The organism is Leclercia adecarboxylata, from assembly GCF_006874705.1.
Taxonomy (GTDB): domain Bacteria; phylum Pseudomonadota; class Gammaproteobacteria; order Enterobacterales; family Enterobacteriaceae; genus Enterobacter; species Enterobacter adecarboxylatus_C.
In genome coordinates, this window is sequence record NZ_CP035382.1 from 666,190 (window position 1) to 691,854 (window position 25,665).

Genomic DNA, 25,665 nt, shown 5'->3' on the forward strand with positions numbered 1-25,665 from the left:
AAAGCGCAACGAGGGAAAAGGGATATCCACACAAACAGATGAAGATCGCAGCCATAACGTCTATAATCAGCGCCCCACACAGAGGTAGAACATGACTGTAACGACTTTTTCCGAACTTGAACTCGACGAAAGCCTTCTGGAAGCACTCCAGAATAAAGGCTTCACACGCCCGACTGCCATCCAGGCGGCAGCCATTCCGCCTGCGTTAGAAGGCCGCGACGTACTCGGTTCAGCGCCGACAGGCACCGGTAAAACAGCGGCGTACCTGCTGCCCGTCTTGCAGCACCTTATTGATTTCCCACGTAAGAAATCCGGGCCGCCGCGCATCCTTATTCTGACCCCGACACGTGAGTTAGCCGTTCAGGTTGCGGAGCATGCGCGTGAACTGGCTGCCAATACCCATCTGGATATTGCGACAATCACCGGTGGCGTAGCCTACATGAACCACGCCGAAGTGTTCAGCGAGAACCAGGATATCGTGGTCGCCACGACCGGGCGATTAATGCAGTACATCAAAGAAGAAAACTTTGACTGTCGTGCTGTTGAAACGCTGATTCTGGATGAAGCGGACCGCATGCTGGAACTGGGCTTCGCGCAGGATATTGAACATATCGCGGGCGAAACACGCTGGCGCAAACAGACAATGCTGTTTTCCGCGACGCTTGAAGGCGATGCCATTAAGGACTTCGCTGAGCGTCTGCTTGACGATCCGGCAGAGGTCTCTGCCACGCCGTCCACGCGCGAGCGCAAAAAAATTCACCAGTGGTATTATCGTGCCGATAACTACGAGCATAAACTCGAATTACTTAAGCACCTGTTAAAACAAGATGATACGACGCGTACCATCGTCTTTGTACGTAAACGCGAGCGTGTGCATGAGCTGGCTGAACAACTCCGTGCCGCAGGGATTAACAACTGTTATCTCGAAGGCGAGATGGCGCAGGTTAAACGTACCGAAGGGATTAAACGCCTGACCGAAGGTCGCGTAAACGTGCTGGTTGCTACCGACGTGGCAGCGCGTGGTATCGATATTCCTGAAGTGAGCCATGTGATTAACTTCGACATGCCGCGCAGCGGGGATGTCTACCTCCACCGTATCGGTCGTACCGGACGTGCCGGCCTTAAAGGCACGGCGATCTCTCTGGTAGAGGCGCATGACTATCTGCTGCTGCAGAAAGTGGGCCGCTACATCGACGAGCCGGTGAAAGCGCGCGTGATTGATGAACTGCGCCCGACTACACGTCCACCGAGTGAAAAAATGACGGGTAAACCGTCCAAGAAAGTGCTCGCCAAACGCGCAGAGAAAAAAGCGAAAGAAAAAGAGAAACCGCGCGTTAAGGAACGCCACCGTGATTCCAAAAACGTGGGCAAGCGCCGTAAGCCGAGCGGAAGCGCACCGGCTTCACAGAAAGAAGAGTAAAAAAAACGCCGGGGTTAACCCGGCGTTTTATTATCTGCGTACTGACTACGATTACAGGCTGGCAGTAAAGGTACGCGCAATAACGTCACGCTGCTGTTCTGCAGTCAGTGAGTTGAAACGAACGGCATAGCCAGAAACGCGGATGGTCAGCTGCGGATATTTTTCCGGGTGCTTGACGGCATCTTCCAGCGTTTCGCGACGCAGTACGTTAACGTTCAGATGCTGACCGCCTTCCACACGGACTTCCGGTTTGATTTCCATTGGGATTTCGCGATATTCGAATTCACCCAGTGCATTAACCTGGACAACTTCGTCTTCAGCAAAGCCTGCTTTTGCACATACGCAGCGCGCTTCGCCTTTTTCGCTGTCCAGCAGCCAGAAAGAGTTCAGCAGGTCGTCGTTTGCAGCTTTAGTAATCTGGATACCAGTAATCATGTGATGCCTCCCTTAAACTACACTATTGGGTGTCGCCCATTGTTTAGGGCAATTGGTAAAACCATTGTTGCTTAAGTGTATATATATCAGTCAAACCCCCGCTATTCATTGACTTAAATCAATAAAAACCACACCAGCAAAATGGTGATAGAGGGAGATTATTGTTTTATATCAATTTTCCTCAAAAGCAGACTTCAAAAAATCTCGCAATTTTTAAATATTTTTCAATTAGATGACCTTTTTCCCCCGGCAATTTTGCTCCCTCGTAATAAGCAGTTAAGCTAGAGGCAGAGAAAATTCGCAGGAGAGCGAGATGACAACACCTTTAACCTGGCACGATGTACTGGCCGATGAGAAAAAACAGCCCTACTTCGTCAATACCCTGAACACGGTAGCCGCCGAACGTCAGGATGGCGTCACCATCTATCCGCCACAGAAAGACGTCTTTAACGCCTTTCGTTTTACTGAACTGGCCGATGTCAAAGTGGTGATCCTGGGCCAGGATCCCTATCACGGGCCGGGTCAGGCGCACGGTCTGGCCTTTTCCGTGCGTCCGGGCGTTGCGACCCCTCCTTCCCTGCTGAATATGTATAAGGAGCTGGAAGCCTCGGTACCTGGCTTTACCCGGCCTGCACATGGCTATCTGGAAAGCTGGGCGCGTCAGGGGGTCCTGCTGCTGAACACCGTGCTGACGGTTCGAGCCGGACAGGCGCACTCCCATGCCAGCCTCGGCTGGGAGACCTTTACGGATAAAGTTATCAGCCTGATTAACCAGCATCGGGAAGGGGTGGTGTTTTTACTGTGGGGCTCGCACGCGCAGAAGAAAGGGGCGATCATTGATACCCAGCGCCATCATGTGCTGAAAGCACCGCACCCGTCACCGCTGTCAGCGCATCGCGGCTTTTTTGGCTGCAATCATTTCGTGCTGGCGAATGAGTGGCTGGAGAAACAGGGCGAAACGCCGATTGACTGGATGCCAGAGTTACCGGCTGAAAGTGAGTAGATAAGATATGTAGGCCCGGTAAGCGTAGCGCCACCGGGCATATTGCCGGGTGGCGGCTGCGCCTTACCCGGCCTACAGGCAAAGCGGGATTACGCTTTGTTCTGACGCCACCACTCCGCCAGCAGAACGCCGGTCGCAACGGATACGTTGAGGCTTTCTACGTTGCCGGTGCCATCGATTGAGACGCTCAGATCGGCGCTCGACAGTGCCGCATCGGTCAGACCATCACGCTCCTGACCCAACACCAGCACCATTTTACGCGGCAGTGTCGCTTTAAATAGCGGCGTGGTGCCCTTGTGGCTGGAGGTGGTTACAATGGCGTAGCCCGCTTTACGGAACTGCTCAATCGCTTCCAGGACGCTGTCGCCGGTGATCGGCTGAATGTGCTCTGCGCCGCCTTCCGCCGTACGGATTGCCGCACCGGACTCCAGCAGAGCCGCATCCTGCAACAGTACCCCTTTCACGCCGAAATGGGCGCAGCTGCGCATCATCGCGCCGAGGTTGTGCGGGTTACCCACGTCTTCCAGGGCCAGTACGCAGTCATCTTCACCCGCCTGGCTAACCCACTGCTTAACGGTAGTCCCGTTACGTTTCTTAATCAGGAAGCAAACGCCGCCGTGGTGTTCGGTGCCAGAGGCTTTGGTGATCTCAGCATCGTCTACAACGTGGTAGGCTTTGCGGTTAGCCGCCATCCAGCGCAGCGCTTCTTTGAAACGCGGCGTAACGCTCTGGATAAACCAGGCGCGAACGATGCAATCAGGGCGGCTCTGGAACAGGGCCTGACAGGCGTTCTCACCGTAGACGCGGGTCTCTTCCGCGCGCTGACGACGGATCACTGCTGGATCAATAACCGTTTTACCGGCCATGCTGCCGTGATCGACCGGAGCCTTTGACTCATCGCCCGGCGCGCGGGAAACGGTGCGCCACGGGGAAGCGTCGCGGTTAAAATCGTCGCGTTTGAAATCGTCACGCTTACGGTCGTCACGTTTGCGGTCATCACCGCGGCTGTTTCTCTCATCGCGGGCGGGGCGACGGCCACCGTCTGCACGAGATGGCCCTGGACGCCCGCCACCTTTTCCGGTACGCGGATTTTCGGTGCGTTTATCAGAGTCATCATCACTGCGGACATACATCACTTTGACCTTGCCGCTTTTGTTTTTCAGTTCGTCGTTCATGCTTTTCTCCACCAGCGCTGCGCGAAGCGCGCAGATTACCCGATGTACCCGCGCATAGCCATTACTTCGTATAAAAGCCTGTGACTATTGTTCTCATTGAATAAAACGCATTGTCGTTTCAAACAGGGTCGTTGATAATATGTAACATATTGGAAACATAACCGGCATAGTGCCGCTTTGTCCCCCCTGCTCTACCTGAGGTTAGTTATGAATACCGTATGTGCCAACTGCCAGGCTCTTAACCGCATTCCGGATGATCGAATTGATGATGGAGCAAAATGCGGACGCTGCGGTCATGAATTGTTCGATGGTGATGTCATTAATGCTACCGGCGCAACTCTGGATAAACTGCTGAAGGACGATCTGCCGGTAGTGGTCGATTTCTGGGCGCCGTGGTGCGGTCCGTGCCGTAACTTTGCGCCGATCTTTGAAGATGTCGCAGAAGAGCGTAGCGGTAAAATGCGTTTCGTGAAAGTGAACACTGAGGCCGAACGCGAGCTAAGCGCCCGCTTCCGCATCCGCAGTATCCCGACCATCATGATTTTCAAGAATGGTGAAGTTGTCGATATGCTGAACGGTGCCGTTCCAAAAGCTCCGTTTGACAGCTGGCTGAACGAATCCCTCTGATATTCCGGGGCATGTAACTTGTGCCCCGTTCTCCCCTCTGCGAGAATGGCGTTTTTTCTGCGCACTCCCCCATGACTGATAACGCCGTACTGCAATTGCGCGCCGAACGCCTGGCGCGTGCGACCCGCCCCTTTCTTGCCCGTGGTAACCGTATTCGTCGCTGTCAGCGCTGCCTGCTGCCGCTTAAGCAGTGCCTGTGCGCGACCCTGGCCCCCAGCCATGCCCATAGCCGTTTCTGTCTGGTGATGTTTGATACCGAACCGATGAAACCCAGTAATACCGGGCGGCTGATTGCCGATATTTTACCGGATACCGCCGCCTTCCAGTGGTCACGCACTGAGCCACCGCAGGCGCTGCTCGATCTGGTCGCCAGCCCCGACTATCAACCGATGGTGGTATTCCCTGCCTCCTATGCGGGAGATACCCGTCCGGTTCTTGCCGCCCCACCATCCGGTAAGCCGCCGCTGTTTATCATGCTGGATGGCACCTGGACCGAGGCGCGCAAAATGTTTCGCAAGAGTCCTTACCTGGATGCCCTGCCGGTTATCTCCGTCGATTTGTCGCGCGTTTCCGCTTACCGCCTCCGCGAAGCCCACGCGGAAGGCCAGTACTGCACCGCCGAAGTGGCGATTGCCCTGCTGGATCTGGCGGGAGATGTTCAGGCGGCAAGCGCGCTGGGCGATCACTTCACTCGTTTTCGCGAACGCTATCTGGCCGGAAAAACCATTCATAAGGGAAGCATCACAGCAGCGGAGCCGGAAAGCGTTTAAAATCATCAGGTCACTCGCCTTTTCAGGAGACTTGTATGAGCCAGCGCGGGTTAGAAGCCTTACTCCGCCCTAAATCCATCGCCGTGATTGGCGCGTCGATGAAACCCGAACGCGCCGGTTACCTGATGATGCGAAACCTGCTCGCAGGCGGTTTTAACGGCCCGATCCTGCCGGTAACACCTGCTTATAAAGCGGTGCTGGGCGTCCTGGCCTGGCCAGACGTGGACAGTCTGCCCTTTATCCCCGATCTCGCGGTGTTGTGTACTCACGCCCGACGCAATATTGCCCTACTTGAGGCGCTGGGGAAAAAAGGCTGTAAAACCTGCATTATTCTCTCCTCGCCGCCGGAACAACAGGCAGAGCTGCTGGCCTGCGCGGCGCGATACCAGATGCGGCTGCTGGGGCCAAACAGCCTTGGCCTGCTGGCACCCTGGCAGGGGCTGAACGCCAGTTTCTCTCCCGTTCCGATACGTAAAGGCAAACTGGCCTTTATCTCCCAGTCGGCAGCGGTCTCCAATACGATCCTCGACTGGGCCCAGCAGCGCGAGATGGGGTTCTCCTACTTTATCGCGCTGGGTGATGGGCTGGACATCGATGTCGACGAGCTGCTGGATTTCCTGGCGCGTGACACCAAAACCAGCGCTATTCTGCTCTATCTTGAACATCTCAGCGACGCGCGACGCTTTGTGTCGGCGGCCCGTAGCGCCTCGCGTAATAAACCGATTCTGGTGATCAAAAGCGGACGCAGCCCTGCCGCCCAGCGTCTTTTGCACTCGCATTCCGGGATGGATCCGGCATGGGATGCCGCCATCCAGCGCGCCGGTTTACTGCGCGTTCAGGACACCCACGAACTCTTTTCCGCTGTCGAAACGTTGAGCCATATGCGCCCGCTGCGGGGTGAGCGGCTGATGATCATCAGCAACGGCGCCGCCCCGGCCGCGCTGGCTCTGGACGAACTCTGGCTGCGCAACGGGAAGCTGGCCGCGCTCAGTGAAGAGACGCTTCAGCGCCTGCGTGATGCGCTACCGCCTGGCGTGGAGCCGGGTAATCCCCTTGATTTGCGCGATGATGCCAGCAGCGATCGCTATATCAGCGCCCTCAACATCCTGCTGGAAAGCCAGGATTTTGATGCCCTGATGGTCATTCACTCTCCGAGCGCCGCGGCACCGGGTAGCGAAAGCGCCCGTTCGCTGATTGAGGCCGTGAAAAAGCATCCGCGGGGGAAATACGTGTCGCTTCTGACTAACTGGTGCGGGGAGTTTTCTTCGCAGGAGGCGCGGCGCCTGTTCAGCGAGGCAGGTTTGCCGACATACCGCACCCCGGAAGGCACAATCACCGCCTTTATGCATATGGTGGAGTACCGGCGTAACCAGAAACAGCTGCGGGAAACACCGGCGCTCCCCGGTAATCTGACGGCCAATACCGGACATGCCCGGGCCCTGCTGCATCGCGCTATTGATGAGGGCGCGCGCTCGCTGGATACCCATGAGGTGCAGCCGATCCTGAATGCCTTCGGCATGCATACCCTGCCGACCTGGATCGCCAGCGACAGCGCGGAAGCGGTACATATCGCCGAGCAGATTGGTTATCCGGTGGCGCTGAAACTGCGCTCCCCCGATATCCCGCATAAGTCAGAAGTTCAGGGGGTAATGCTGTACCTGCGCACCGCGGCGGAAGTGCAGCAGGCGGCGGAAGCGATTATCGATCGCGTCAAAATGACCTGGCCCCAGGCGCGCATTCACGGCCTGCTGGTGCAAAGCATGGCCAACCGCGCGGGGGCGCAGGAGTTACGGGTTGTGGTCGAACACGATCCGGTCTTCGGCCCGCTGATCATGCTGGGTGAAGGGGGCGTGGAGTGGCGCCCTGAAGATCAGGCAGTGGTGGCCCTGCCTCCCCTGAACATGAACCTCGCACGTTATCTCGTGATCCAGGCGATCAAGAGTAAGAAGATCCGCGGGCGCAGCGCCCTGCGACCACTGGATATCGCCGCCCTGAGCCAGTTCCTGGTCCAGGTATCGAACCTGATTGTCGACAGCCCGGAAATCCAGCGTCTGGATATTCATCCTCTGCTGGCATCCGGCAGCGAGCTGACGGCGCTGGATGTGACAATGGATGTGGCTGCCTTTACCGGCGATCGCGAAAGCCGTCTCGCGATCCGCCCTTATCCCCATCAGCTTGAAGAGTGGGTGGAGATGAAAAACGGCGAGCAGTCGCTGTTTCGCCCCATCCTTCCGGAAGATGAACCCCAGTTGCAGCGCTTTATCGATCAGGTAACAAAAGAAGATCTGTACTACCGCTACTTTAGTGAAATCAACGAATTTACCCACGAAGATTTAGCCAATATGACGCAGATCGACTACGATCGGGAAATGGCTTTTGTTGCCGTCCGCCGCACGGATGAGGGCGATGAGATCCTTGGCGTCACGCGTGCGATCTCCGATCCCGATAACGTCGATGCGGAGTTTGCGGTGCTGGTTCGCTCCGATCTAAAAGGCCTGGGGTTAGGAAGACGGTTAATGGAAAAGCTGATCGGTTATACGCGCGATCACGGACTTATCCGCCTCAATGGGATTACTATGCCCAACAACCGTGGCATGATCGCCCTGGCGCGAAAATTAGGCTTTACCGTTGATGTTCAGCTGGAAGACGGCATTGTCGGGTTGACGCTGGCGCTGATGTCGGCAGGTAAACAAGAGTAAGGTACTGGAAATGTTGACCACATTAAACGGCACTGATGGTATGATTGCCCGCTTCTGTTGTCTGCATAGTCCATATAATCCTTCAATGAACAGAGAAGAAACGCACTGTGATGTTGTCCAAATTTAAGCGTAATAAACATCAACAACACCTTGCTCAACTACCGAAGATTTCTCAGTCAGTTGATGATGTAGAGTTCTTTTATGCTCCCGCCGATTTTCGGGAGACGCTACTGGAAAAAATTGCCAGCGCAACGCATCGTATCTGCATTATCGCGCTTTATCTGGAACAGGATGAAGGCGGCAGCGCCATTTTACGTGCGGTATACGAGGCCAAACGTCAGCGCCCGGAACTGGATGTACGCATCCTGGTTGACTGGCACCGCGCCCAGCGCGGCCGTATTGGTGCGGCCGCATCCAACACCAATGCCGACTGGTATTGCCGCATGGCGCAGGAGAACCCTGGCGTAGAAGTCGCGGTTTATGGTGTTCCGGTTAACACCCGCGAAGCACTCGGTGTCCTCCATTTCAAAGGCTTCATTATTGATGACAGCGTGCTGTATAGCGGCGCGAGCCTGAATGATGTCTATCTGCATCAGCTCGATAAATACCGTTACGATCGCTATCACCTGGTGCGTAATGCCCGCATGGCAGACGTTATGTTCGAGTGGGTGGATCAGCATCTGGTGCACGGTCGCGGCGTGAATCGCCTTGACGATCCTCATCGTCCAAAAAGCCCGGAGATTAAAAATGATATTCGCCTTTTCCGTCAGGAACTGCGCGATGCCATGTTCCATTTCCAGGGCGATGCAGATAACGAACAGCTTGCGGTGACCCCGCTGGTGGGTCTGGGCAAATCCAGCCTGCTCAACAAAACCATCTTCCATCTTATGCCGTGCACCGAGCATAAGCTGACCATCTGTACGCCGTACTTCAACCTGCCGGCCGTGCTGGTGCGTAATATCATTCAGCTTTTACGCGACGGTAAAAAGGTTGAGATTATCGTCGGCGATAAAACCGCGAACGATTTCTTCATCCCGGAAGATCAGCCGTTTAAGATTATCGGCGCCCTGCCTTATCTGTATGAGATCAACCTTCGCCGCTTCCTCAGTCGCCTGCAGTATTATGTAAATACCGATCAGCTGGTGGTGCGTCTCTGGAAAGATGAAGACAACAGCTATCACCTGAAAGGGATGTGGGTTGATGATGAGTGGATGCTGCTGACGGGGAATAACCTCAACCCGCGCGCATGGCGACTGGATCTGGAGAATGCCATTCTGATCCACGACCCTCGTCACGAGCTGGCCGCTCAGCGCGATCGCGAGCTGGAGCTGATCCGCACCCACACCACTGTGGTTAACCACTACCGCGATCTGCAGAGCATTGCTGATTACCCGGTCAAGGTCAGAAAGTTGATCCGCCGCCTGCGCAGGATCCGAATCGATCGCCTGATTAGCCGCATTTTGTAATCTTCAGCCCTGTCCTCGACGGGGCTTTTTTATGGAGGTCGTTGTGCGTTATTTCCTGTTAATGGGCTGTCTGGTACTGTCTGGCTGCAGCCATATGGCTCAGGATAGCTGGTCTGGTCAGGATAAAGCGCAACACTTTTTAGCCTCGGCGATGCTATCGGCGGCGGGCAATGAATACGCTCAACGCCAGGGTTTTAGTCGCGATCGCAGCGCGGCATACGGCCTGATGTTTTCGGTAAGCCTGGGAGCATCGAAGGAGCTGTGGGACAGCCGCCCGGCGGGGAGCGGCTGGAGCTGGAAAGATTTTGCCTGGGATATCGCCGGGGCTACGACCGGCTATACCCTGTGGCAACTGGCAGAGCACTAAAGGCGGACCCCTTTCCCTTTTCGGTGCAGCATCAACGAGACAATAAATGCCAGCGCGCCCATCAGCGTGACGTACCAGAAGAAGACCGTCTCACTGCCTGCCGATTTTAGTGACAGCGCGACGTACTCCGCTGAGCCGCCAAACAGGGCATTAGCCACCGCATAAGACAACCCAACGCCCAATGCACGTACCTGCGCCGGAAACATCTCTGCCTTAAGAATGCCGCTGATAGAGGTGTAAAAACTGGCAATGACCAGCGCTACCATCACCAGAGCAAAAGCGGCATAAGGAGAGGAGACATGCTGAAGTGCCGTGAGAATGGGCACAGTGCACAACGTCGACAACCCGCCAAAAATCAGCATAGAGCTACGCCGTCCGATTTTATCCGACAGCGCGCCGATGATGGGCTGAATGAGCATAAAGATAAATAGCGCCACCGTCATGACCATACTCGCTACGTTAGCATGCATACCTGTGGTATTAACCAGATACTTCTGCATGTAGGTCGTGAAGGTATAGAAGGTGAGTGACCCCCCTGCTGTAAAGCCGAGCACCATCAAAAATGCCTTTCGGTTACGCCACAAACCTTTAAATGAACCTGCCTCTTTTAACGCTCTCACCTCTTTTCGGGAGGTTTCATCCAGCTGGCGGCGTAACCACAACGCCACCACGGCAAGTACCGCGCCGAGCGCAAAAGGAATACGCCATCCCCATGCACGGAGATCTTCATCACTCAATACCTGCTGCAGGATCACCACCGCCAGGATAGCCAACAGCTGACCGCCTATCAGCGTCACGTACTGAAATGAGGCATAAAAGCCTTTACGCCCTTCCACTGCAACTTCACTCATATAGGTCGCGCTTGTGCCATATTCTCCACCGACTGAGAGCCCCTGGAACAAACGCGCCAGCAACAGTAAGGCCGGTGCCCATGTGCCAATCGCGTCATAGCCGGGCAGACATGCGATTACCAAAGAGCCGAAACACATCATGCAGACGGAGATCAGCATGGAGGCTTTTCGCCCTTTTCGATCGGCAATGCGGCCAAACAGCCAGCCGCCAATCGGACGCATTAAAAAGCCAGCGGCGAAGACACCTGCGGTTTGCAGCAGTTGAGTAGTAGTGTTGCCGGATGGGAAGAAGATATGGGCAAAATAGAGTGAGCAAAACGAGTAAACGTAAAAGTCGAACCACTCAACCAGATTACCTGAAGAGGCGCCGACAATTGCCCAGATCCTGCGGCGAGTATCGCCGTCTGCTGCTTTTTTACTATCCGTATCTGTACTTGCTACGGTTTCTGTCATTTTAAATCCCCTGTCTTACATTGCGGGCCATTGCACCCATTCCAGTAAAACCAGATTTAAAATTTAACGTTAGGTAAAAAAATTGTTTCTTTTATGTTTCATTTCATTTTGTGAGACAAATCATAAAACGGGCGCTACCGCGAGTTATATCATTATCCCCACTTTTTTTGATGCGCTTGTTTTCTTTGCAAATAATCTTCGTCGGCGCGAATTTTATCCCACCATCCTTTAAAGATTTTTGCCGCTTCGGCTTTAACAGGATCGTGATCTAACGGACGAACATTGCGTTCATCATCGTACTTTTTCCCGCCTTTGTGGTTGGCGTAGCGCCTGGCGCGGGTATATCCCATCTGAATAAATTTTCTCGCCATATCCATACCCACAAAATCGTTTTGCTGACGGTACTGCTCAAACAGCGCGTAAATCTCCTGAGCAGATTTGGTCGCAACTTCAGCATTTTTGTATCGCCAGTGGGGCAGAATTTCGCTTTTGTAAGGTTCAACCAGCAGAACACCCTGCTCTCCCCGTCCTACCTGATAAAGTTCGGGGTGGTCACGAAAGTTGGTGTTGGCAAAATCCTGGTCGTAGTTAAAGGGGGGGTTCGGCAAAATAACCTCGCTGACAATGCGTATCTTGTTATTTTAGCCAGAGATTGTTGATTTTGCCCGGACCGAGGGAAAAGCAAAAAACCCCGTACCTTGCGGTACGGGGTTTCTTTAATTAATGCCTGGCAGTTCCCTACTCTCGCATGGGGAGACCCCACACTACCATCGGCGCTACGGCGTTTCACTTCTGAGTTCGGCATGGGGTCAGGTGGGACCACCGCGCTACAGCCGCCAGGCAAATTCTGTTGTCACCCCACCCGCAGGCGCAGTGAATAATCTGTATCAGCTGAAAATCTCTCAAATCCGCCGAAACAGCTTCGGCGTTGTAAGGTTAAGCCTCACGGTTCATTAGTATCGGTTAGCTCAACGCATCGCTGCGCTTACACACCCGACCTATCAACGTCGTCGTCTTCAACGTTCCTTCAGGAGCCTTAAAGGCTCAGGGAGAACTCATCTCGGGGCAAGTTTCGTGCTTAGATGCTTTCAGCACTTATCTCTTCCGCATTTAGCTACCGGGCAGTGCCATTGGCATGACAACCCGAACACCAGTGATGCGTCCACTCCGGTCCTCTCGTACTAGGAGCAGCCCCCCTCAATTCTCCAGCGCCCACGGCAGATAGGGACCGAACTGTCTCACGACGTTCTAAACCCAGCTCGCGTACCACTTTAAACGGCGAACAGCCGTACCCTTGGGACCTACTTCAGCCCCAGGATGTGATGAGCCGACATCGAGGTGCCAAACACCGCCGTCGATATGAACTCTTGGGCGGTATCAGCCTGTTATCCCCGGAGTACCTTTTATCCGTTGAGCGATGGCCCTTCCATACAGAACCACCGGATCACTATGACCTGCTTTCGCACCTGCTCGAGCCGTCACTCTCGCAGTCAAGCTAGCTTATGCCATTGCACTAACCTCCTGATGTCCGACCAGGATTAGCTAACCTTCGTGCTCCTCCGTTACTCTTTAGGAGGAGACCGCCCCAGTCAAACTACCCACCAGACACTGTCCGCAACCCGGATTACGGGTCTACGTTAGAACACCAGCCATTAAAGGGTGGTATTTCAAGGATGGCTCCACGCAGACTGGCGTCCACGCTTCAAAGCCTCCCACCTATCCTACACATCAAGGACCAGTGTTCAGTGTCAAGCTATAGTAAAGGTTCACGGGGTCTTTCCGTCTTGCCGCGGGTACACTGCATCTTCACAGCGATTTCAATTTCACTGAGTCTCGGGTGGAGACAGCCTGGCCATCATTACGCCATTCGTGCAGGTCGGAACTTACCCGACAAGGAATTTCGCTACCTTAGGACCGTTATAGTTACGGCCGCCGTTTACCGGGGCTTCGATCAAGAGCTTCGCGTTGCCGCTAACCCCATCAATTAACCTTCCGGCACCGGGCAGGCGTCACACCGTATACGTCCACTTTCGTGTTTGCACAGTGCTGTGTTTTTAATAAACAGTTGCAGCCAGCTGGTATCTTCGACTGATTTCAGCTCCACCCGCAGGGGCTTCACCTACATATCAGCGTGCCTTCTCCCGAAGTTACGGCACCATTTTGCCTAGTTCCTTCACCCGAGTTCTCTCAAGCGCCTTGGTATTCTCTACCTGACCACCTGTGTCGGTTTGGGGTACGATTTGATGTTACCTGATGCTTAGAGGCTTTTCCTGGAAGCAGGGCATTTGTTGCTTCAGCACCGTAGTGCCTCGTCATCACACCTCAGCGTTAGTAAGGCTCCGGATTTACCTGGAACCTCCGCCTACATGCTTAAACCGGGACAACCGTCGCCCGGCCAACATAGCCTTCTCCGTCCCCCCTTCGCAGTAACACCGAGTACAGGAATATTAACCTGTTTCCCATCGACTACGCCTTTCGGCCTCGCCTTAGGGGTCGACTCACCCTGCCCCGATTAACGTTGGACAGGAACCCTTGGTCTTCCGGCGAGCGGGTTTTTCACCCGCTTTATCGTTACTTATGTCAGCATTCGCACTTCTGATACCTCCAGCATGCCTCACAGCACACCTTCGACGGCTTACAGAACGCTCCCCTACCCAACAACACATAGTGTCGCTGCCGCAGCTTCGGTGCATGGTTTAGCCCCGTTACATCTTCCGCGCAGGCCGACTCGACCAGTGAGCTATTACGCTTTCTTTAAATGATGGCTGCTTCTAAGCCAACATCCTGGCTGTCTGTGCCTTCCCACATCGTTTCCCACTTAACCATGACTTTGGGACCTTAGCTGGCGGTCTGGGTTGTTTCCCTCTTCACGACGGACGTTAGCACCCGCCGTGTGTCTCCCGTGATAACATTCTCCGGTATTCGCAGTTTGCATCGGGTTGGTAAGCCGGGATGGCCCCCTAGCCGAAACAGTGCTCTACCCCCGGAGATGAATTCACGAGGCGCTACCTAAATAGCTTTCGGGGAGAACCAGCTATCTCCCGGTTTGATTGGCCTTTCACCCCCAGCCACAGGTCATCCGCTAATTTTTCAACATTAGTCGGTTCGGTCCTCCAGTTAGTGTTACCCAACCTTCAACCTGCCCATGGCTAGATCACCGGGTTTCGGGTCTATACCCTGCAACTTAACGCCCAGTTAAGACTCGGTTTCCCTTCGGCTCCCCTATACGGTTAACCTTGCTACAGAATATAAGTCGCTGACCCATTATACAAAAGGTACGCAGTCACACCACAAGGGTGCTCCCACTGCTTGTACGTACACGGTTTCAGGTTCTTTTTCACTCCCCTCGCCGGGGTTCTTTTCGCCTTTCCCTCACGGTACTGGTTCACTATCGGTCAGTCAGGAGTATTTAGCCTTGGAGGATGGTCCCCCCATATTCAGACAGGATACCACGTGTCCCGCCCTACTCTTCGAACTCACAGTGCATGTATTTTTGTGTACGGGAGTATCACCCTGTACCCTGCGACTTTCCAGACGCTTCCACTAATACATACGCTGATTCAGGTTCTGGGCTGCTCCCCGTTCGCTCGCCGCTACTGGGGGAATCTCGGTTGATTTCTTTTCCTCAGGGTACTTAGATGTTTCAGTTCCCCTGGTTCGCTTCGTTAAGCTATGTATTCACTTAACGATAGTGTGTCGAAACACACTGGGTTTCCCCATTCGGAAATCGTCGGTTATAACGGTTCATATCACCTTACCGACGCTTATCGCAGATTAGCACGTCCTTCATCGCCTCTGACTGCCTAGGCATCCACCGTGTACGCTTGGTCGCTTAACCTCACAACCCGAAGATGTTTCTTTCGATTCATCATCGACTTGCGAAAATTTGAGAGACTCTGACACACCGCTTATCTGCTCTTATTACGGAGAACAGACACGGCGTGTCGTTTCAATTTTCAGCTTGATCCAGATTTTTAAAGAGCAAATATCTCAAACGTAACTCAGAGAGTTAGTTTTGAGATACTGATTGGTTGTGCCTTTCACTCACACCCAGCAAGTGGCGTCCCCTAGGGGATTCGAACCCCTGTTGCCGCCGTGAAAGGGCGGAGTCCTAACCGCTAGACGAAGGGGACACGATGTGTCGCGACTTCGCAGCCGTCTTGCTCGTTACTTTTCATCAGACAATCTGTGTGAGCACTGCAAAGGCAGGTTCTTTAAGGTAAGGAGGTGATCCAACCGCAGGTTCCCCTACGGTTACCTTGTTACGACTTCACCCCAGTCATGAATCACAAAGTGGTAAGCGCCCTCCCGAAGGTTAAGCTACCTACTTCTTTTGCAACCCACTCCCATGGTGTGACGGGCGGTGTGTACAAGGCCCGGGAACGTATTCACCGTAGCATTCTGATCTACGATTACTAGCGATTCCGACTTCATGGAGTCGAGTTGCAGACTCCAATCCGGACTACGACGCACTTTATGAGGTCCGCTTGCTCTCGCGAGGTCGCTTCTCTTTGTATGCGCCATTGTAGCACGTGTGTAGCCCTACTCGTAAGGGCCATGATGACTTGACGTCATCCCCACCTTCCTCCAGTTTATCACTGGCAGTCTCCTTTGAGTTCCCGGCCTAACCGCTGGCAACAAAGGATAAGGGTTGCGCTCGTTGCGGGACTTAACCCAACATTTCACAACACGAGCTGACGACAGCCATGCAGCACCTGTCTCAGAGTTCCCGAAGGCACCAAAGCATCTCTGCTAAGTTCTCTGGATGTCAAGAGTAGGTAAGGTTCTTCGCGTTGCATCGAATTAAACCACATGCTCCACCGCTTGTGCGGGCCCCCGTCAATTCATTTGAGTTTTAACCTTGCGGCCGTACTCCCCAGGCGGTCGACTTAACGCGTTAGCTCCGGAAGCCACTCCTCAAGGGAACAACCTCCAAGTCGACATCGTTTACGGCGTGGACTACCAGGGTATCTAATCCTGTTTGCTCCCCACGCTTTCGCACCTGAGCGTCAGTCTTTGTCCAGGGGGCCGCCTTCGCCACCGGTATTCCTCCAGATCTCTACGCATTTCACCGCTACACCTGGAATTCTACCCCCCTCTACAAGACTCTAGCCTGCCAGTTTCGAATGCAGTTCCCAGGTTGAGCCCGGGGATTTCACATCCGACTTGACAGACCGCCTGCGTGCGCTTTACGCCCAGTAATTCCGATTAACGCTTGCACCCTCCGTATTACCGCGGCTGCTGGCACGGAGTTAGCCGGTGCTTCTTCTGCGAGTAACGTCAATCGATGAGGTTATTAACCTCACCGCCTTCCTCCTCGCTGAAAGTACTTTACAACCCGAAGGCCTTCTTCATACACGCGGCATGGCTGCATCAGGCTTGCGCCCATTGTGCAATATTCCCCACTGCTGCCTCCCGTAGGAGTCTGGACCGTGTCTCAGTTCCAGTGTGGCTGGTCATCCTCTCAGACCAGCTAGGGATCGTCGCCTAGGTGAGCCGTTACCCCACCTACTAGCTAATCCCATCTGGGCACATCTGATGGCAAGAGGCCCGAAGGTCCCCCTCTTTGGTCTTGCGACGTTATGCGGTATTAGCTACCGTTTCCAGTAGTTATCCCCCTCCATCAGGCAGTTTCCCAGACATTACTCACCCGTCCGCCGCTCGCCGGCAAAGTAGCAAGCTACTTCCCGCTGCCGCTCGACTTGCATGTGTTAGGCCTGCCGCCAGCGTTCAATCTGAGCCATGATCAAACTCTTCAATTTAAGTTTGATGCTCGTGAATTAAACTTCGTAATGAATTACGTATGTTCACTCAGAGACTTTGGTATTCATTTATCGTCTTGCGACGTTAAGAATCCATGTCACTTTGAGTGCCCACACAGATTGTCTGATAAATTGTTAAAGAGCAGTGCCGCTTCGTTTTTCGCTGCGGCGCGGGTTGTGCATACTACGCTTTCCCGCTTCAGAGTCAAGCGATAATTTCACGCTTTTCTCTGCTGACCCGGCGGCTTGTTTGCCGTTGTTCCGTGTCAGTGGAGGCGCATTATAGGCAGTTCTTCTGGGCTGGCAAGTATAAAGTGAAAATTATTTACTGACCGCTCACTTTCCAGGCAATTCTGTATCCAGACCTCTATTCTTGCCTGGTTTTTAAACAAAAACGAGCCCCTGGGGGCTCGTTTTTGCCTTTTTGTGACTTACTGCACTGCCACAATCTGGTCGTCTTTTTTCACCAGCTGTATCGTTTTGCCCGGGATTAGCTTCCCGGAAAGGATTTGCTGAGCCAGCGGGTTTTCTATCTGTTGCTGAATAGCGCGTTTTAAAGGACGAGCGCCGTACACCGGATCGTACCCGTTCGCACTCAGCAGCTGCAGCGCGTCATCCGCAATCTGCATTTCATATCCACGCTCTTCCAGACGTTTATACAAACGTTGCAGCTGAATACGGGCAATCGAGGCAATGTGTTTCTCACCCAGCGGATGGAAGACCACCACTTCATCGATACGGTTGATGAACTCAGGACGGAAGCTGTGGCTCACCACGCCCAGCACCAGATCCTTCATATGACCATAATCCAGCTCACCAAAGCGTTCCTGAATCAGATCGGAACCGAGGTTCGAGGTCATAATGACGACCGTATTACGGAAATCGACCGTTCTCCCCTGCCCGTCCGTCAGGCGACCATCATCCAGCACCTGCAGCAGGATGTTGAACACATCCGGATGCGCCTTTTCAACTTCATCCAGCAGGATAACGGAATACGGACGACGGCGAACCGCTTCTGTCAGATACCCGCCCTCTTCATAACCAACATAGCCCGGAGGTGCCCCTACGAGACGCGACACGGAATGTTTTTCCATAAACTCGGACATGTCAATGCGCACCATTGCATCATCACTGTCGAACATGAAGTTTGCCAGCGCCTTACAAAGCTCCGTCTTACCTACCCCGGTCGGCCCGAGGAACAGGAAGGAGCCAATCGGACGGTTAGGATCGGACAAACCCGCACGGCTACGGCGAATGGCGTTCGATACCGCTTCCACCGCTTCATCCTGGCCAATAACCCGATGGTGAAGGTCTTCCTCCATACGCAGTAACTTGTCGCGCTCGCTCTCCATCATTCTGGCGACCGGAATACCGGTCCAGCGCGCCAGCACGTCGGCGATTTCTGTTTCCGTCACTTTATTACGTAACAGACGCATGGTTTTGCCTTCCAGCTGGGTCGCCGCCGCCAGCTGTTTTTCCAGCTCCGGAATTTTGCCGTACTGGAGCTCAGACATCTGCGCCAGATCGCCCACGCGACGTGCCTGCTCGATGGCAATCTTCGCCTGCTCAAGCTCGGCTTTAATCGTCTGAGTACCGGAAAGGGAGGCTTTCTCCGCCTTCCACTCCTCTTCTAAGCCAGAATATTGACGCTCTTTGTCTTCCAGCTCTTCATTAAGCATATCCAGGCGCTTCTTACTCGCCTCATCAGACTCTTTCTTCAGCGCCTGCTGTTCAAGCTTGAGCTGAATGATTCGCCGATCGAGCCTGTCCAGCTCTTCCGGTTTCGAGTCAATCTGCATACGAATGCTGGAAGCGGCTTCGTCAATAAGGTCGATCGCTTTGTCCGGTAGCTGTCGGTCAGCAATATAACGATGTGACAAGGTCGCTGCCGCCACGATGGCCGGATCGGTGATCTGCACGTGGTGATGCAGCTCATAGCGTTCTTTCAGACCACGCAGAATGGCGATGGTGTCTTCCACTGTCGGTTCAGCCACAAACACTTTCTGGAAGCGGCGTTCCAGTGCGGCATCTTTTTCAATGTACTGACGATACTCATCGAGCGTGGTGGCCCCGACACAGTGCAGCTCACCGCGTGCCAGCGCTGGTTTCAGCATGTTCCCGGCATCCATGGCGCCGTCCGCTTTACCGGCACCGACCATGGTGTGCAGCTCGTCAATAAACAGAATGACGTTGCCTTCCTGTTTCGCCAGGTCGTTGAGTACGCCTTTTAAGCGCTCTTCGAATTCGCCCCTGTATTTTGCCCCCGCCACCAGCGCGCCCATATCCAGCGCGAGCACGCGACGGCCTTTCAAACCTTCCGGGACTTCACCATTAACGATGCGCTGCGCCAGCCCTTCAACAATGGCGGTTTTACCGACACCCGGCTCACCGATCAGTACAGGGTTATTTTTGGTCCGGCGCTGCAGGACCTGAATCGTACGGCGGATCTCTTCGTCACGGCCAATGACCGGGTCAAGCTTGCCCTGCTCGGCGCGCTCGGTCAGGTCGACCGTATATTTCTTCAATGCCTGACGCTGGTCTTCAGCACCCTGGTCGTTCACGTTTTCCCCTCCGCGCATCTGTGCAATCGCCTGCGTCACGTTGGCGGTAGTTGCGCCGGCCGTTTTCAGCAGGTCAGTCAAGGTGCCGCGTGATTCAAGCGCCGCCAGAACAAAGAGCTCTGACGAAATAAAGTTGTCGCCGCGTTTCTGCGCCAGTTTGTCACAAAGGTTTAATACGCGAACCAGATCCTGGGACGGTTGTACATCCCCGCCCGTGCCCTCTACCTGGGGTAAACGGCTTAATGCCTGATCGATGGCGGTACGTAACTGGCCCGCATTAACGCCGGCAGACGTGAGTAAAGGACGAACCGATCCCCCTTCCTGATTCAGTAAGGCGCTCATGAGATGAAGAGGTTCGATAAATTGGTTGTCGTGCCCCAGTGCGAGTGACTGGGCATCAGCGAGAGCAAGCTGGAATTTATTAGTAAGACGATCCAGACGCATAACTCCTCCCATAACAGGTCAAAATTGCTACTGGAGATTAAATGAGGTCATCCCTCAATTATTCAAGGTGAATGACCTGAATTATGCGAAAAGAAAACGGCGCGTACCGGATCGTCTTGATTCTATAGGTTATATCAGCCAAATGAAACTTGCCATACGCCCGGTCGTCTTGTCGCGGCGATAGGAAAAGAAATCACCCTTTTCGGTGAAAGTGCAGCGATCGCCGCCATAGATCTGGCTGATACCGAGATGGGTCAGGCGTTGACGGGCAAGCTGATAAATATCCGCCATGTACTTCTCCCCCGCCGGACAAAAAGCACTCTCCGCCTGCGGGTCATGCGCCATAAAGGCCTCACGAACTTCCGGACCCACTTCAAAGGCCTGCGGGCCAATCGCCGGGCCGAGCCAGGCGAGAATGTTATCCGCGCTGTCAGCAAAACAGGCAACGGTCTCTTCCAGCACGCCGGCACACAATCCACGCCAGCCCGCATGGGCGGCAGCCACTTCGGTGCCTGCACGGTTGCAGAAAAGCACCGGCAGGCAGTCGGCGGTCATAACGGCGCAGACTGTACCCGGAGTATTGCTGTAAGAGGCATCGGCGCGTTTCGAGGCATAGGGTTCGCCGGTAAGACCGAGAACAGCCGTACCATGAACCTGCTCAAGCCAGACCGGTTTCGACGGCAACTGGCCTGCTGCAAACAACCGCTTACGATTCTCTTCCACATGATTGAGATTATCGCCACAGTGCGCGCCCAGGTTTAATGACTCCCAGGCTCCCTCACTCACGCCACCTATGCGGGTGGAACTGCAGGCCGCTACGCCTTCTGGCGCTGGCCACTCCGGGACAATCAGTTTGGTCATAACCAGTCCACGTCGTCCTTATGCTCTTCAAAATCGGCGCGCATGGCGTCGATAAGATCCACCATGTCCTGTGGGATTGGCGCATGCCACTCCATCTCAATGCCGGTGATCGGATGATAGAGACGCAGCATGGTCGCATGCAGAGCCTGGCGGTCGAATTTACGCAGCATCGCGATAAACTCCTCGGAGGCCCCTTTCGGTGGGCGCGGACGACCACCGTACAGCTGATCGCCCACCAGCGGATGGGTGATGTGCGACATATGCACACGGATCTGGTGAGTACGGCCGGTTTCCAGACGCAGACGCAGGCGCGTATGAATGCGGAAATGTTCCATGATGCGATAGTGCGTGACCGCCGGTTTGCCCATCGGATGAACGGACATATGGGTACGCTTGGTTGGATGGCGGCTGATAGGCTGTTCTACCGTGCCGCCAGAGGTCATATGACCAATCGCGACTGCTTCGTACTCACGGGTAATTTCACGCAGCTGCAGTGACTCAACCAGACGCGTTTGCGCCGGAATGGTCTTTGCAACGACCATCAGGCCGGTGGTGTCTTTATCCAGACGGTGAACAATCCCGGCACGCGGGACGTCAGCGATTGGCGGATAATAGTGCAGCAGCGCATTCAGCACTGTGCCATCAGGGTTGCCTGCGCCAGGGTGTACAACAAAGTCACGTGGCTTGTTGATCACCAGAATGTCGTCATCTTCGTAGACGATATTCAGGGGGATATCCTGAGGTTCGAAACGGACTTCTTCTTCGATGTCAGCATTGATGGCGACCGCTTCCCCACCCAACACTTTCTCTTTTGGCTTGTCCCAGATCTTGCCGTTTACCAGCACGCGCTGGTCAAGAATCCATTCTTTTATACGTGAACGCGAATAATCAGGGAACATTTCGGCCAAAGCCTGATCTAAGCGTTGTCCGAGCTGTTTTTCGGAGACTGTTGCGGTGAGTTCTACTCGTTGTGCCATAGACTGCTTCTTCGTTTAACGTTGGGTTTTACGGCTTTGCCGTTTAATATAGTGTGCTATTGTAGCTGGTCTTAATCGGGAGCAGGAAAGAGATTCTCCCGGACAAACATTTGAGGAAAGTCAAAACGTCATGACGCGCATGAAATATCTGGTGGCAGCGGCCACGTTGAGCCTGGCTTTGGTGGGCTGCTCCGGTTCGAATGAACAGGTCCCTGACAATCCGCCGAATGAAATCTATGCGACTGCTCAGCAAAAGCTGCAGGACGGTAACTGGAAACAGGCGATAACGCAACTGGAAGCGCTGGATAATCGTTATCCATTTGGCCCGTATTCCCAGCAGGTACAGTTGGATCTGATCTACGCCTACTATAAAAATGCCGATCTGCCACTGGCCCAGGCGACGATTGATCGCTTCATGCGTCTGAACCCGACTCATCCCAATATTGATTACGTCATGTATATGCGCGGCCTGACCAACATGGCGCTGGATGACAGTGCTCTGCAGGGCTTCTTTGGGGTTGACCGTTCTGACCGCGATCCTCAGCACGCCCGCGATGCGTTCAATGACTTCTCCAAACTGGTACGCGGCTATCCGAACAGCCAGTACGTGACGGATGCCAGCAAACGTCTGGTGTTCCTGAAAGACCGTCTGGCGAAATACGAATACTCTGTTGCGGAATACTATACCCGCCGTGGCGCATACGTTGCCGTAGTGAACCGTGTTGAAGGCATGCTGCGTGATTACCCTGATACTCAGGCAACGCGTGATGGCCTGAAGCTGATGGAAAATGCTTATCGTGAACTGCAGATGAACTCCCAGGCTGACAAAGTCGCGAAGATCATCGCCGCTAACAGCAGCAGCTCCTGATCCTTCAGTAAGATGCAAAACGGCAGCCTCAGGGCTGCCGTTTTTTTATCCGTTCTCGGACTAAGCTGAAGCGGTTTAGCCCGCACCAATCCTATCAACTATGGCCGTAATTTCTTCCGGGGACAAGGTAAAAGTTACTTCTTCCTGTCCTGCCTCACAAAAAGAATCCGTTGACAAAAATGGACATTAAAATGTGATTTAGATCACACAAATTGACATTGAGAACGGTATGCTGGAATCACCAAGACGGGAAAGACAAGAGGTAAAATTTATGACAATGAACATTACCAGTAAACAAATGGAAATTACTCCGGCAATCCGCCAGCACGTCGCAGACCGTCTCGCCAAACTGGATAAATGGCAAACACACTTGATTAACCCGCATATCATTCTCTCTAAGGAGCCACAGGGTTTCATCGCTGACGCAACTATCAATACTCCAAACGGCCACCTGGTCGCCAGCGCGAAACATGAGGATATGTACACCGCAATCAACGATTTGATTAACAAGCTGGAACGGCAGCTCAATAAAGTGCAACACAAAGGTGAAGCCCGTCGCGCCACAACATCGGTGAAAGACGCTAGCTTCGCAGAAGAAGTTGAAGCTGAAGATGAATAATCCTTTACATTGAGTCTATCGCCAACGCGCCTTCGGGCGCGTTTTTTGTTTTTTATTGACAGGGTGAAAACAGTACGGGTACTTTAAGTCTGTCTTCTGAAGGAATCATTCATGACCGTTAAGCCGTTTTTCTTCGCATTCTTTTTTACCTTCCCCTGATTGGGAGGCGTTTCGTCGTGTGATAAAGAATGCGAAGACGAACAACAAGGCCTCCCACACCGGGGGGCCTTTTTTATTGATAACGATAATATGATTAAGGCAACGCTATGACACCGGAAAACCCATTACTGGATCTGCGAGACAAGATCAGCGCTCTGGATGAAAAGTTACTATCATTGCTGGCCGAACGCCGTGCGCTGGCCGTTGAGGTAGGAAAGGCAAAGCTGGCGTCGCATCGTCCGGTACGCGATATCGATCGGGAACGCGATCTGCTGGAACGCCTGATTAACCTTGGCAAAACGCACCATCTGGATGCGCATTACATCACCCGCCTGTTCCAGCTGATCATTGAAGATTCCGTCCTGACGCAGCAGGCATTGCTGCAACAGCATTTAAACAAGACCAACCCGCACTCGGCGCGAATTGCCTTCCTGGGACCGAAAGGGTCCTACTCTCATCTTGCCGCACGTCAGTATGCGGCCCGTCACTTCGAAGAGTTTATTGAGAGCGGCTGCGCGAAGTTCGCGGATATCTTCAACCAGGTGGAGACCGGACAAGCGGATTACGCCGTCGTGCCGATTGAGAACACCAGTTCCGGTGCCATCAACGACGTTTACGATTTGCTCCAGCACACGACCCTGTCTCTGGTTGGCGAGATGACGATCCCTATCGACCACTGCGTGCTGGTTTCCGGCACCACCGACCTCGACAAAATCGAGACCGTCTACAGCCACCCGCAACCTTTCCAGCAGTGCAGTCAGTTCCTGAACCGTTATCCGGGCTGGAAAATTGAGTATACCGAGAGCACCTCGGCGGCCATGGAAAAGGTCGCGCAGGCCAACTCCCCTACAGTGGCCGCGCTGGGCAGCGAAGCGGGCGGCGCGCTGTATGGTTTACAGGTGCTGGAGCGTAACCTGGCAAACCAGACGCAAAACATTACCCGCTTCATCGTGCTGGCGCGTAAGGCGATAAACGTCTCCGATCAGGTTCCGGCCAAAACCACTCTGCTGATGGCCACCGGTCAGCAGGCCGGTGCGCTGGTAGAAGCCCTGCTGGTGCTGCGCAATCACAATCTGATCATGACCAAACTGGAATCGCGCCCGATTCACGGCAACCCGTGGGAAGAGATGTTTTATCTCGATATCCAGGCCAACCTGGAATCTGCATCCCTGCAGAAAGCCCTGCGTGAATTGGGTGAGATCACCCGTTCGATGAAGGTGCTGGGCTGCTATCCGAGCGAAAACGTGGTCCCGGTTGATCCGGTTTAACGCGCAATAAATGGCCCTTTCTTCACCCCTGCCACGCTGACGGGCAGGGTGAAAATGGCGCCCGACAGAGGATATGCCGCCACTTCCTGCGGCTCCATGTTCTCACGGGTGGTGGTGATAAACAGCGTCTGCATATCATCACCACCGAAACAGACCATCGTTGGACAGCGCACCGGCAACCGATACTCTTCCAGCTGTTCACCCTGCGGTGAAAAGCGTGCGATACGCCAGCCGTCAAACAGTGCGCTCCAGTAACAGCCTTCCACATCCACTGCCGCACCATCCGGGATCCCCTCCCCCGGCTGGAACCGGCGAAAAACTTCCCGTTTACCCGGCTCACCCTGCTCATCCAGCGGCGTGCGGTAGATCACCGCATTAGGGGTATCGGAGGTATACATCCAGCGCTTGTCGTCACTGAAGGCCAGACCGTTATGCCCGTGGATATCACACTGGATGACCTCCGGCGTCAGGTCATTGTCGATCCGCATCAGCAGGGCGCCGTTGTAGTCGCCCGGTGCCCAGAAGGTGCCCGCATAGAAGCGGCCAAAATGATCGGTTCCCCCGTCATTAAAACGCGCCAGCTGCGGGTTCGACGGATTATCACAGACTTTCCGTTGCAGCAGGCCATGCTTGTCCGCCAGCCAGATGCCCGTGCGCATGGCGACAATAAATCCCCCGCCCTCGCGCAATGCGAAGCAACCTACCTCTTCGTGGAAGGATAAAACCGTATGTTCACCCGTGGAGAGGTGATAGCGATGGATCTCACCTTCCAGAATATCCGCCCAGTAAAGGGCGCTTTCCGCTTCGCTCCAGGTCGGGCACTCCGGTAAGTGCCCCGTATAGTCAAACAAAACGCGTGGTTCAGCCATGACAGATCCCC

19 protein-coding genes, 1 tRNA gene, 3 rRNA genes and 1 other annotated feature are annotated in these 25,665 nt (G+C 54.2%); of the genes, 11 read left to right on the forward strand and 12 right to left on the reverse strand.

All coding sequences use genetic code 11. The features are described from left to right. The first annotated feature begins 91 nt into the window (after positions 1-91). Complete coding sequence (gene srmB / locus ES815_RS04135) at positions 92-1,420, forward strand: ATP-dependent RNA helicase SrmB (protein WP_142486743.1); 1,329 nt, start codon at positions 92-94, stop codon at positions 1,418-1,420. A 51-nt stretch (positions 1,421-1,471) separates the two neighbouring features. On the opposite strand, the gene grcA is transcribed toward srmB, so the two are convergent. Next, positions 1,472-1,855 carry an autonomous glycyl radical cofactor GrcA gene (gene grcA / locus ES815_RS04140; RefSeq protein WP_103180763.1) on the reverse strand — a complete coding sequence of 128 codons (384 nt, stop codon included), beginning with the start codon at positions 1,853-1,855 and terminating at the stop codon, positions 1,472-1,474. Between the two features lie 313 nt (positions 1,856-2,168). Between grcA and ung the strand changes: the two genes are divergently transcribed. Then, on the forward strand, positions 2,169-2,858 hold the full coding sequence (gene ung / locus ES815_RS04145; RefSeq protein ID WP_142486744.1) for a uracil-DNA glycosylase: 690 nt from the start codon (positions 2,169-2,171) through the stop codon (positions 2,856-2,858). Positions 2,859-2,947: 89 nt separating this feature from the next. Here the strand turns inward: ung and ES815_RS04150 are convergent, their stop codons facing one another. Then, entirely contained in the window at positions 2,948-4,033 is a 1,086-nt protein-coding gene (locus ES815_RS04150; RefSeq protein ID WP_142486745.1) for a tRNA/rRNA methyltransferase, read from the reverse strand. 207 nt (positions 4,034-4,240) lie between these two features. Here ES815_RS04150 and trxC point away from each other — a divergent pair, with 207 nt between their 5' ends. The 5 genes from trxC (at position 4,241) to ES815_RS04175 (ending at position 9,962) form a co-directional block, all read left to right on the forward strand. Next, complete coding sequence (gene trxC / locus ES815_RS04155) at positions 4,241-4,660, forward strand: thioredoxin TrxC (RefSeq protein WP_142486746.1); 420 nt, start codon at positions 4,241-4,243, stop codon at positions 4,658-4,660. Positions 4,661-4,731: 71 nt separating this feature from the next. Next, positions 4,732-5,430 carry a tRNA-uridine aminocarboxypropyltransferase gene (gene tapT, locus ES815_RS04160; protein WP_142486747.1) on the forward strand — a complete coding sequence of 233 codons (699 nt, stop codon included), beginning with the start codon at positions 4,732-4,734 and terminating at the stop codon, positions 5,428-5,430. 35 nt (positions 5,431-5,465) lie between these two features. After that, positions 5,466-8,129, forward strand: coding sequence for a bifunctional acetate--CoA ligase family protein/GNAT family N-acetyltransferase (locus ES815_RS04165; protein ID WP_142486748.1), 2,664 nt, complete (start codon positions 5,466-5,468; stop codon positions 8,127-8,129). A 110-nt stretch (positions 8,130-8,239) separates the two neighbouring features. Next, on the forward strand, positions 8,240-9,595 hold the full coding sequence (gene pssA, locus ES815_RS04170; RefSeq protein WP_142486749.1) for a CDP-diacylglycerol--serine O-phosphatidyltransferase: 1,356 nt from the start codon (positions 8,240-8,242) through the stop codon (positions 9,593-9,595). A 61-nt stretch (positions 9,596-9,656) separates the two neighbouring features. Further along, the gene (locus ES815_RS04175; protein ID WP_409518829.1) at positions 9,657-9,962 is read left to right on the forward strand and encodes a YfiM family lipoprotein; all 306 of its coding nucleotides are present in this window, start codon (positions 9,657-9,659) and stop codon (positions 9,960-9,962) included. On the opposite strand, the gene ES815_RS04180 is transcribed toward ES815_RS04175, so the two are convergent. From ES815_RS04180 to rluD, 9 genes are all read right to left on the reverse strand, one after another. Next, a complete protein-coding gene (locus ES815_RS04180; protein ID WP_142486750.1) occupies positions 9,959-11,266 on the reverse strand; it encodes an MFS transporter in 1,308 nt (435 codons plus the stop codon). The genes ES815_RS04175 and ES815_RS04180 overlap by 4 nt on opposite strands. Before the next feature lie 152 nt (positions 11,267-11,418). Next, positions 11,419-11,874: a DUF4385 domain-containing protein gene (locus ES815_RS04185; protein ID WP_142486751.1), complete on the reverse strand. Its 456-nt coding sequence runs from the start codon at positions 11,872-11,874 to the stop codon at positions 11,419-11,421. A 117-nt stretch (positions 11,875-11,991) separates the two neighbouring features. Continuing rightward, positions 11,992-12,107: ribosomal RNA gene (rrf, locus tag ES815_RS04190) — 5S ribosomal RNA — on the reverse strand. A 91-nt stretch (positions 12,108-12,198) separates the two neighbouring features. Continuing rightward, positions 12,199-15,104 (reverse strand): 23S ribosomal RNA (locus ES815_RS04195). A gap of 220 nt (positions 15,105-15,324) precedes the next feature. Further along, positions 15,325-15,399, reverse strand: a tRNA-Glu gene (locus ES815_RS04200). An 87-nt stretch (positions 15,400-15,486) separates the two neighbouring features. Continuing rightward, a 16S ribosomal RNA gene (locus ES815_RS04205) occupies positions 15,487-17,028 on the reverse strand. Together the 16S, 23S and 5S rRNA genes with 1 tRNA gene alongside form the textbook arrangement of a ribosomal RNA operon. A 431-nt stretch (positions 17,029-17,459) precedes the next feature. Beyond that, on the reverse strand, positions 17,460-20,033 hold the full coding sequence (gene clpB / locus ES815_RS04210) for an ATP-dependent chaperone ClpB (protein ID WP_142486752.1): 2,574 nt from the start codon (positions 20,031-20,033) through the stop codon (positions 17,460-17,462). Positions 20,034-20,162: 129 nt separating this feature from the next. Next, positions 20,163-20,894 carry a purine nucleoside phosphorylase YfiH gene (yfiH, locus tag ES815_RS04215; RefSeq protein ID WP_142486753.1) on the reverse strand — a complete coding sequence of 244 codons (732 nt, stop codon included), beginning with the start codon at positions 20,892-20,894 and terminating at the stop codon, positions 20,163-20,165. Then, positions 20,891-21,871, reverse strand: coding sequence for a 23S rRNA pseudouridine(1911/1915/1917) synthase RluD (rluD, locus tag ES815_RS04220; protein WP_142486754.1), 981 nt, complete (start codon positions 21,869-21,871; stop codon positions 20,891-20,893). The genes yfiH and rluD overlap by 4 nt, the downstream gene beginning before the upstream one ends. Before the next feature lie 130 nt (positions 21,872-22,001). Between rluD and bamD the strand changes: the two genes are divergently transcribed. The 4 genes from bamD to pheA all read left to right on the forward strand — a co-directional run bounded on the left by bamD (position 22,002) and on the right by pheA (position 24,785). Beyond that, positions 22,002-22,739, forward strand: a complete 738-nt coding sequence (gene bamD / locus ES815_RS04230) for an outer membrane protein assembly factor BamD (protein WP_142486755.1) — start codon at positions 22,002-22,004, stop codon at positions 22,737-22,739. Between the two features lie 271 nt (positions 22,740-23,010). After that, positions 23,011-23,358, forward strand: a complete 348-nt coding sequence (gene raiA, locus ES815_RS04235; protein WP_142486756.1) for a ribosome-associated translation inhibitor RaiA — start codon at positions 23,011-23,013, stop codon at positions 23,356-23,358. 110 nt (positions 23,359-23,468) lie between these two features. Continuing rightward, positions 23,469-23,594, forward strand: a sequence feature (Phe leader region). Beyond that, positions 23,470-23,517, forward strand: coding sequence for a hypothetical protein (locus tag ES815_RS23835; protein ID WP_193767862.1), 48 nt, complete (start codon positions 23,470-23,472; stop codon positions 23,515-23,517). (Overlaps the previous feature by 48 nt.) Positions 23,595-23,624: 30 nt before the next feature. Further along, entirely contained in the window at positions 23,625-24,785 is a 1,161-nt protein-coding gene (gene pheA, locus ES815_RS04240; protein ID WP_142486757.1) for a bifunctional chorismate mutase/prephenate dehydratase, read from the forward strand. Here the strand turns inward: pheA and ES815_RS04245 are convergent. Further along, on the reverse strand, positions 24,782-25,654 hold the full coding sequence (locus tag ES815_RS04245; RefSeq protein ID WP_142486758.1) for an SMP-30/gluconolactonase/LRE family protein: 873 nt from the start codon (positions 25,652-25,654) through the stop codon (positions 24,782-24,784). The genes pheA and ES815_RS04245 overlap by 4 nt on opposite strands. Between the last annotated feature and the right edge of the window lie 11 nt (positions 25,655-25,665).

Excerpts from the sequence above, each read along its gene's own strand:
- raiA (WP_142486756.1), top strand. The coding sequence starts at position 23,011 with ATGACAATGAACATTACCAGTAAACAAATGGAAATTACTCCGGCAATC.
- tapT (WP_142486747.1), top strand. The coding sequence starts at position 4,732 with ATGACTGATAACGCCGTACTGCAATTGCGCGCCGAACGCCTGGCGCGT.
- trxC (WP_142486746.1), top strand. The coding sequence starts at position 4,241 with ATGAATACCGTATGTGCCAACTGCCAGGCTCTTAACCGCATTCCGGAT.
- ES815_RS04165 (WP_142486748.1), top strand. The coding sequence starts at position 5,466 with ATGAGCCAGCGCGGGTTAGAAGCCTTACTCCGCCCTAAATCCATCGCC.
- ES815_RS04150 (WP_142486745.1), bottom strand. The coding sequence starts at position 4,033 with ATGAACGACGAACTGAAAAACAAAAGCGGCAAGGTCAAAGTGATGTAT.
- pssA (WP_142486749.1), top strand. The coding sequence starts at position 8,240 with ATGTTGTCCAAATTTAAGCGTAATAAACATCAACAACACCTTGCTCAA.
- ES815_RS04180 (WP_142486750.1), bottom strand. The coding sequence starts at position 11,266 with ATGACAGAAACCGTAGCAAGTACAGATACGGATAGTAAAAAAGCAGCA.
- bamD (WP_142486755.1), top strand. The coding sequence starts at position 22,002 with ATGACGCGCATGAAATATCTGGTGGCAGCGGCCACGTTGAGCCTGGCT.
- yfiH (WP_142486753.1), bottom strand. The coding sequence starts at position 20,894 with ATGACCAAACTGATTGTCCCGGAGTGGCCAGCGCCAGAAGGCGTAGCG.
- srmB (WP_142486743.1), top strand. The coding sequence starts at position 92 with ATGACTGTAACGACTTTTTCCGAACTTGAACTCGACGAAAGCCTTCTG.
- grcA (WP_103180763.1), bottom strand. The coding sequence starts at position 1,855 with ATGATTACTGGTATCCAGATTACTAAAGCTGCAAACGACGACCTGCTG.
- pheA (WP_142486757.1), top strand. The coding sequence starts at position 23,625 with ATGACACCGGAAAACCCATTACTGGATCTGCGAGACAAGATCAGCGCT.
- clpB (WP_142486752.1), bottom strand. The coding sequence starts at position 20,033 with ATGCGTCTGGATCGTCTTACTAATAAATTCCAGCTTGCTCTCGCTGAT.
- ES815_RS04175 (WP_409518829.1), top strand. The coding sequence starts at position 9,657 with ATGGGCTGTCTGGTACTGTCTGGCTGCAGCCATATGGCTCAGGATAGC.
- ung (WP_142486744.1), top strand. The coding sequence starts at position 2,169 with ATGACAACACCTTTAACCTGGCACGATGTACTGGCCGATGAGAAAAAA.
- rluD (WP_142486754.1), bottom strand. The coding sequence starts at position 21,871 with ATGGCACAACGAGTAGAACTCACCGCAACAGTCTCCGAAAAACAGCTC.
- ES815_RS04245 (WP_142486758.1), bottom strand. The coding sequence starts at position 25,654 with ATGGCTGAACCACGCGTTTTGTTTGACTATACGGGGCACTTACCGGAG.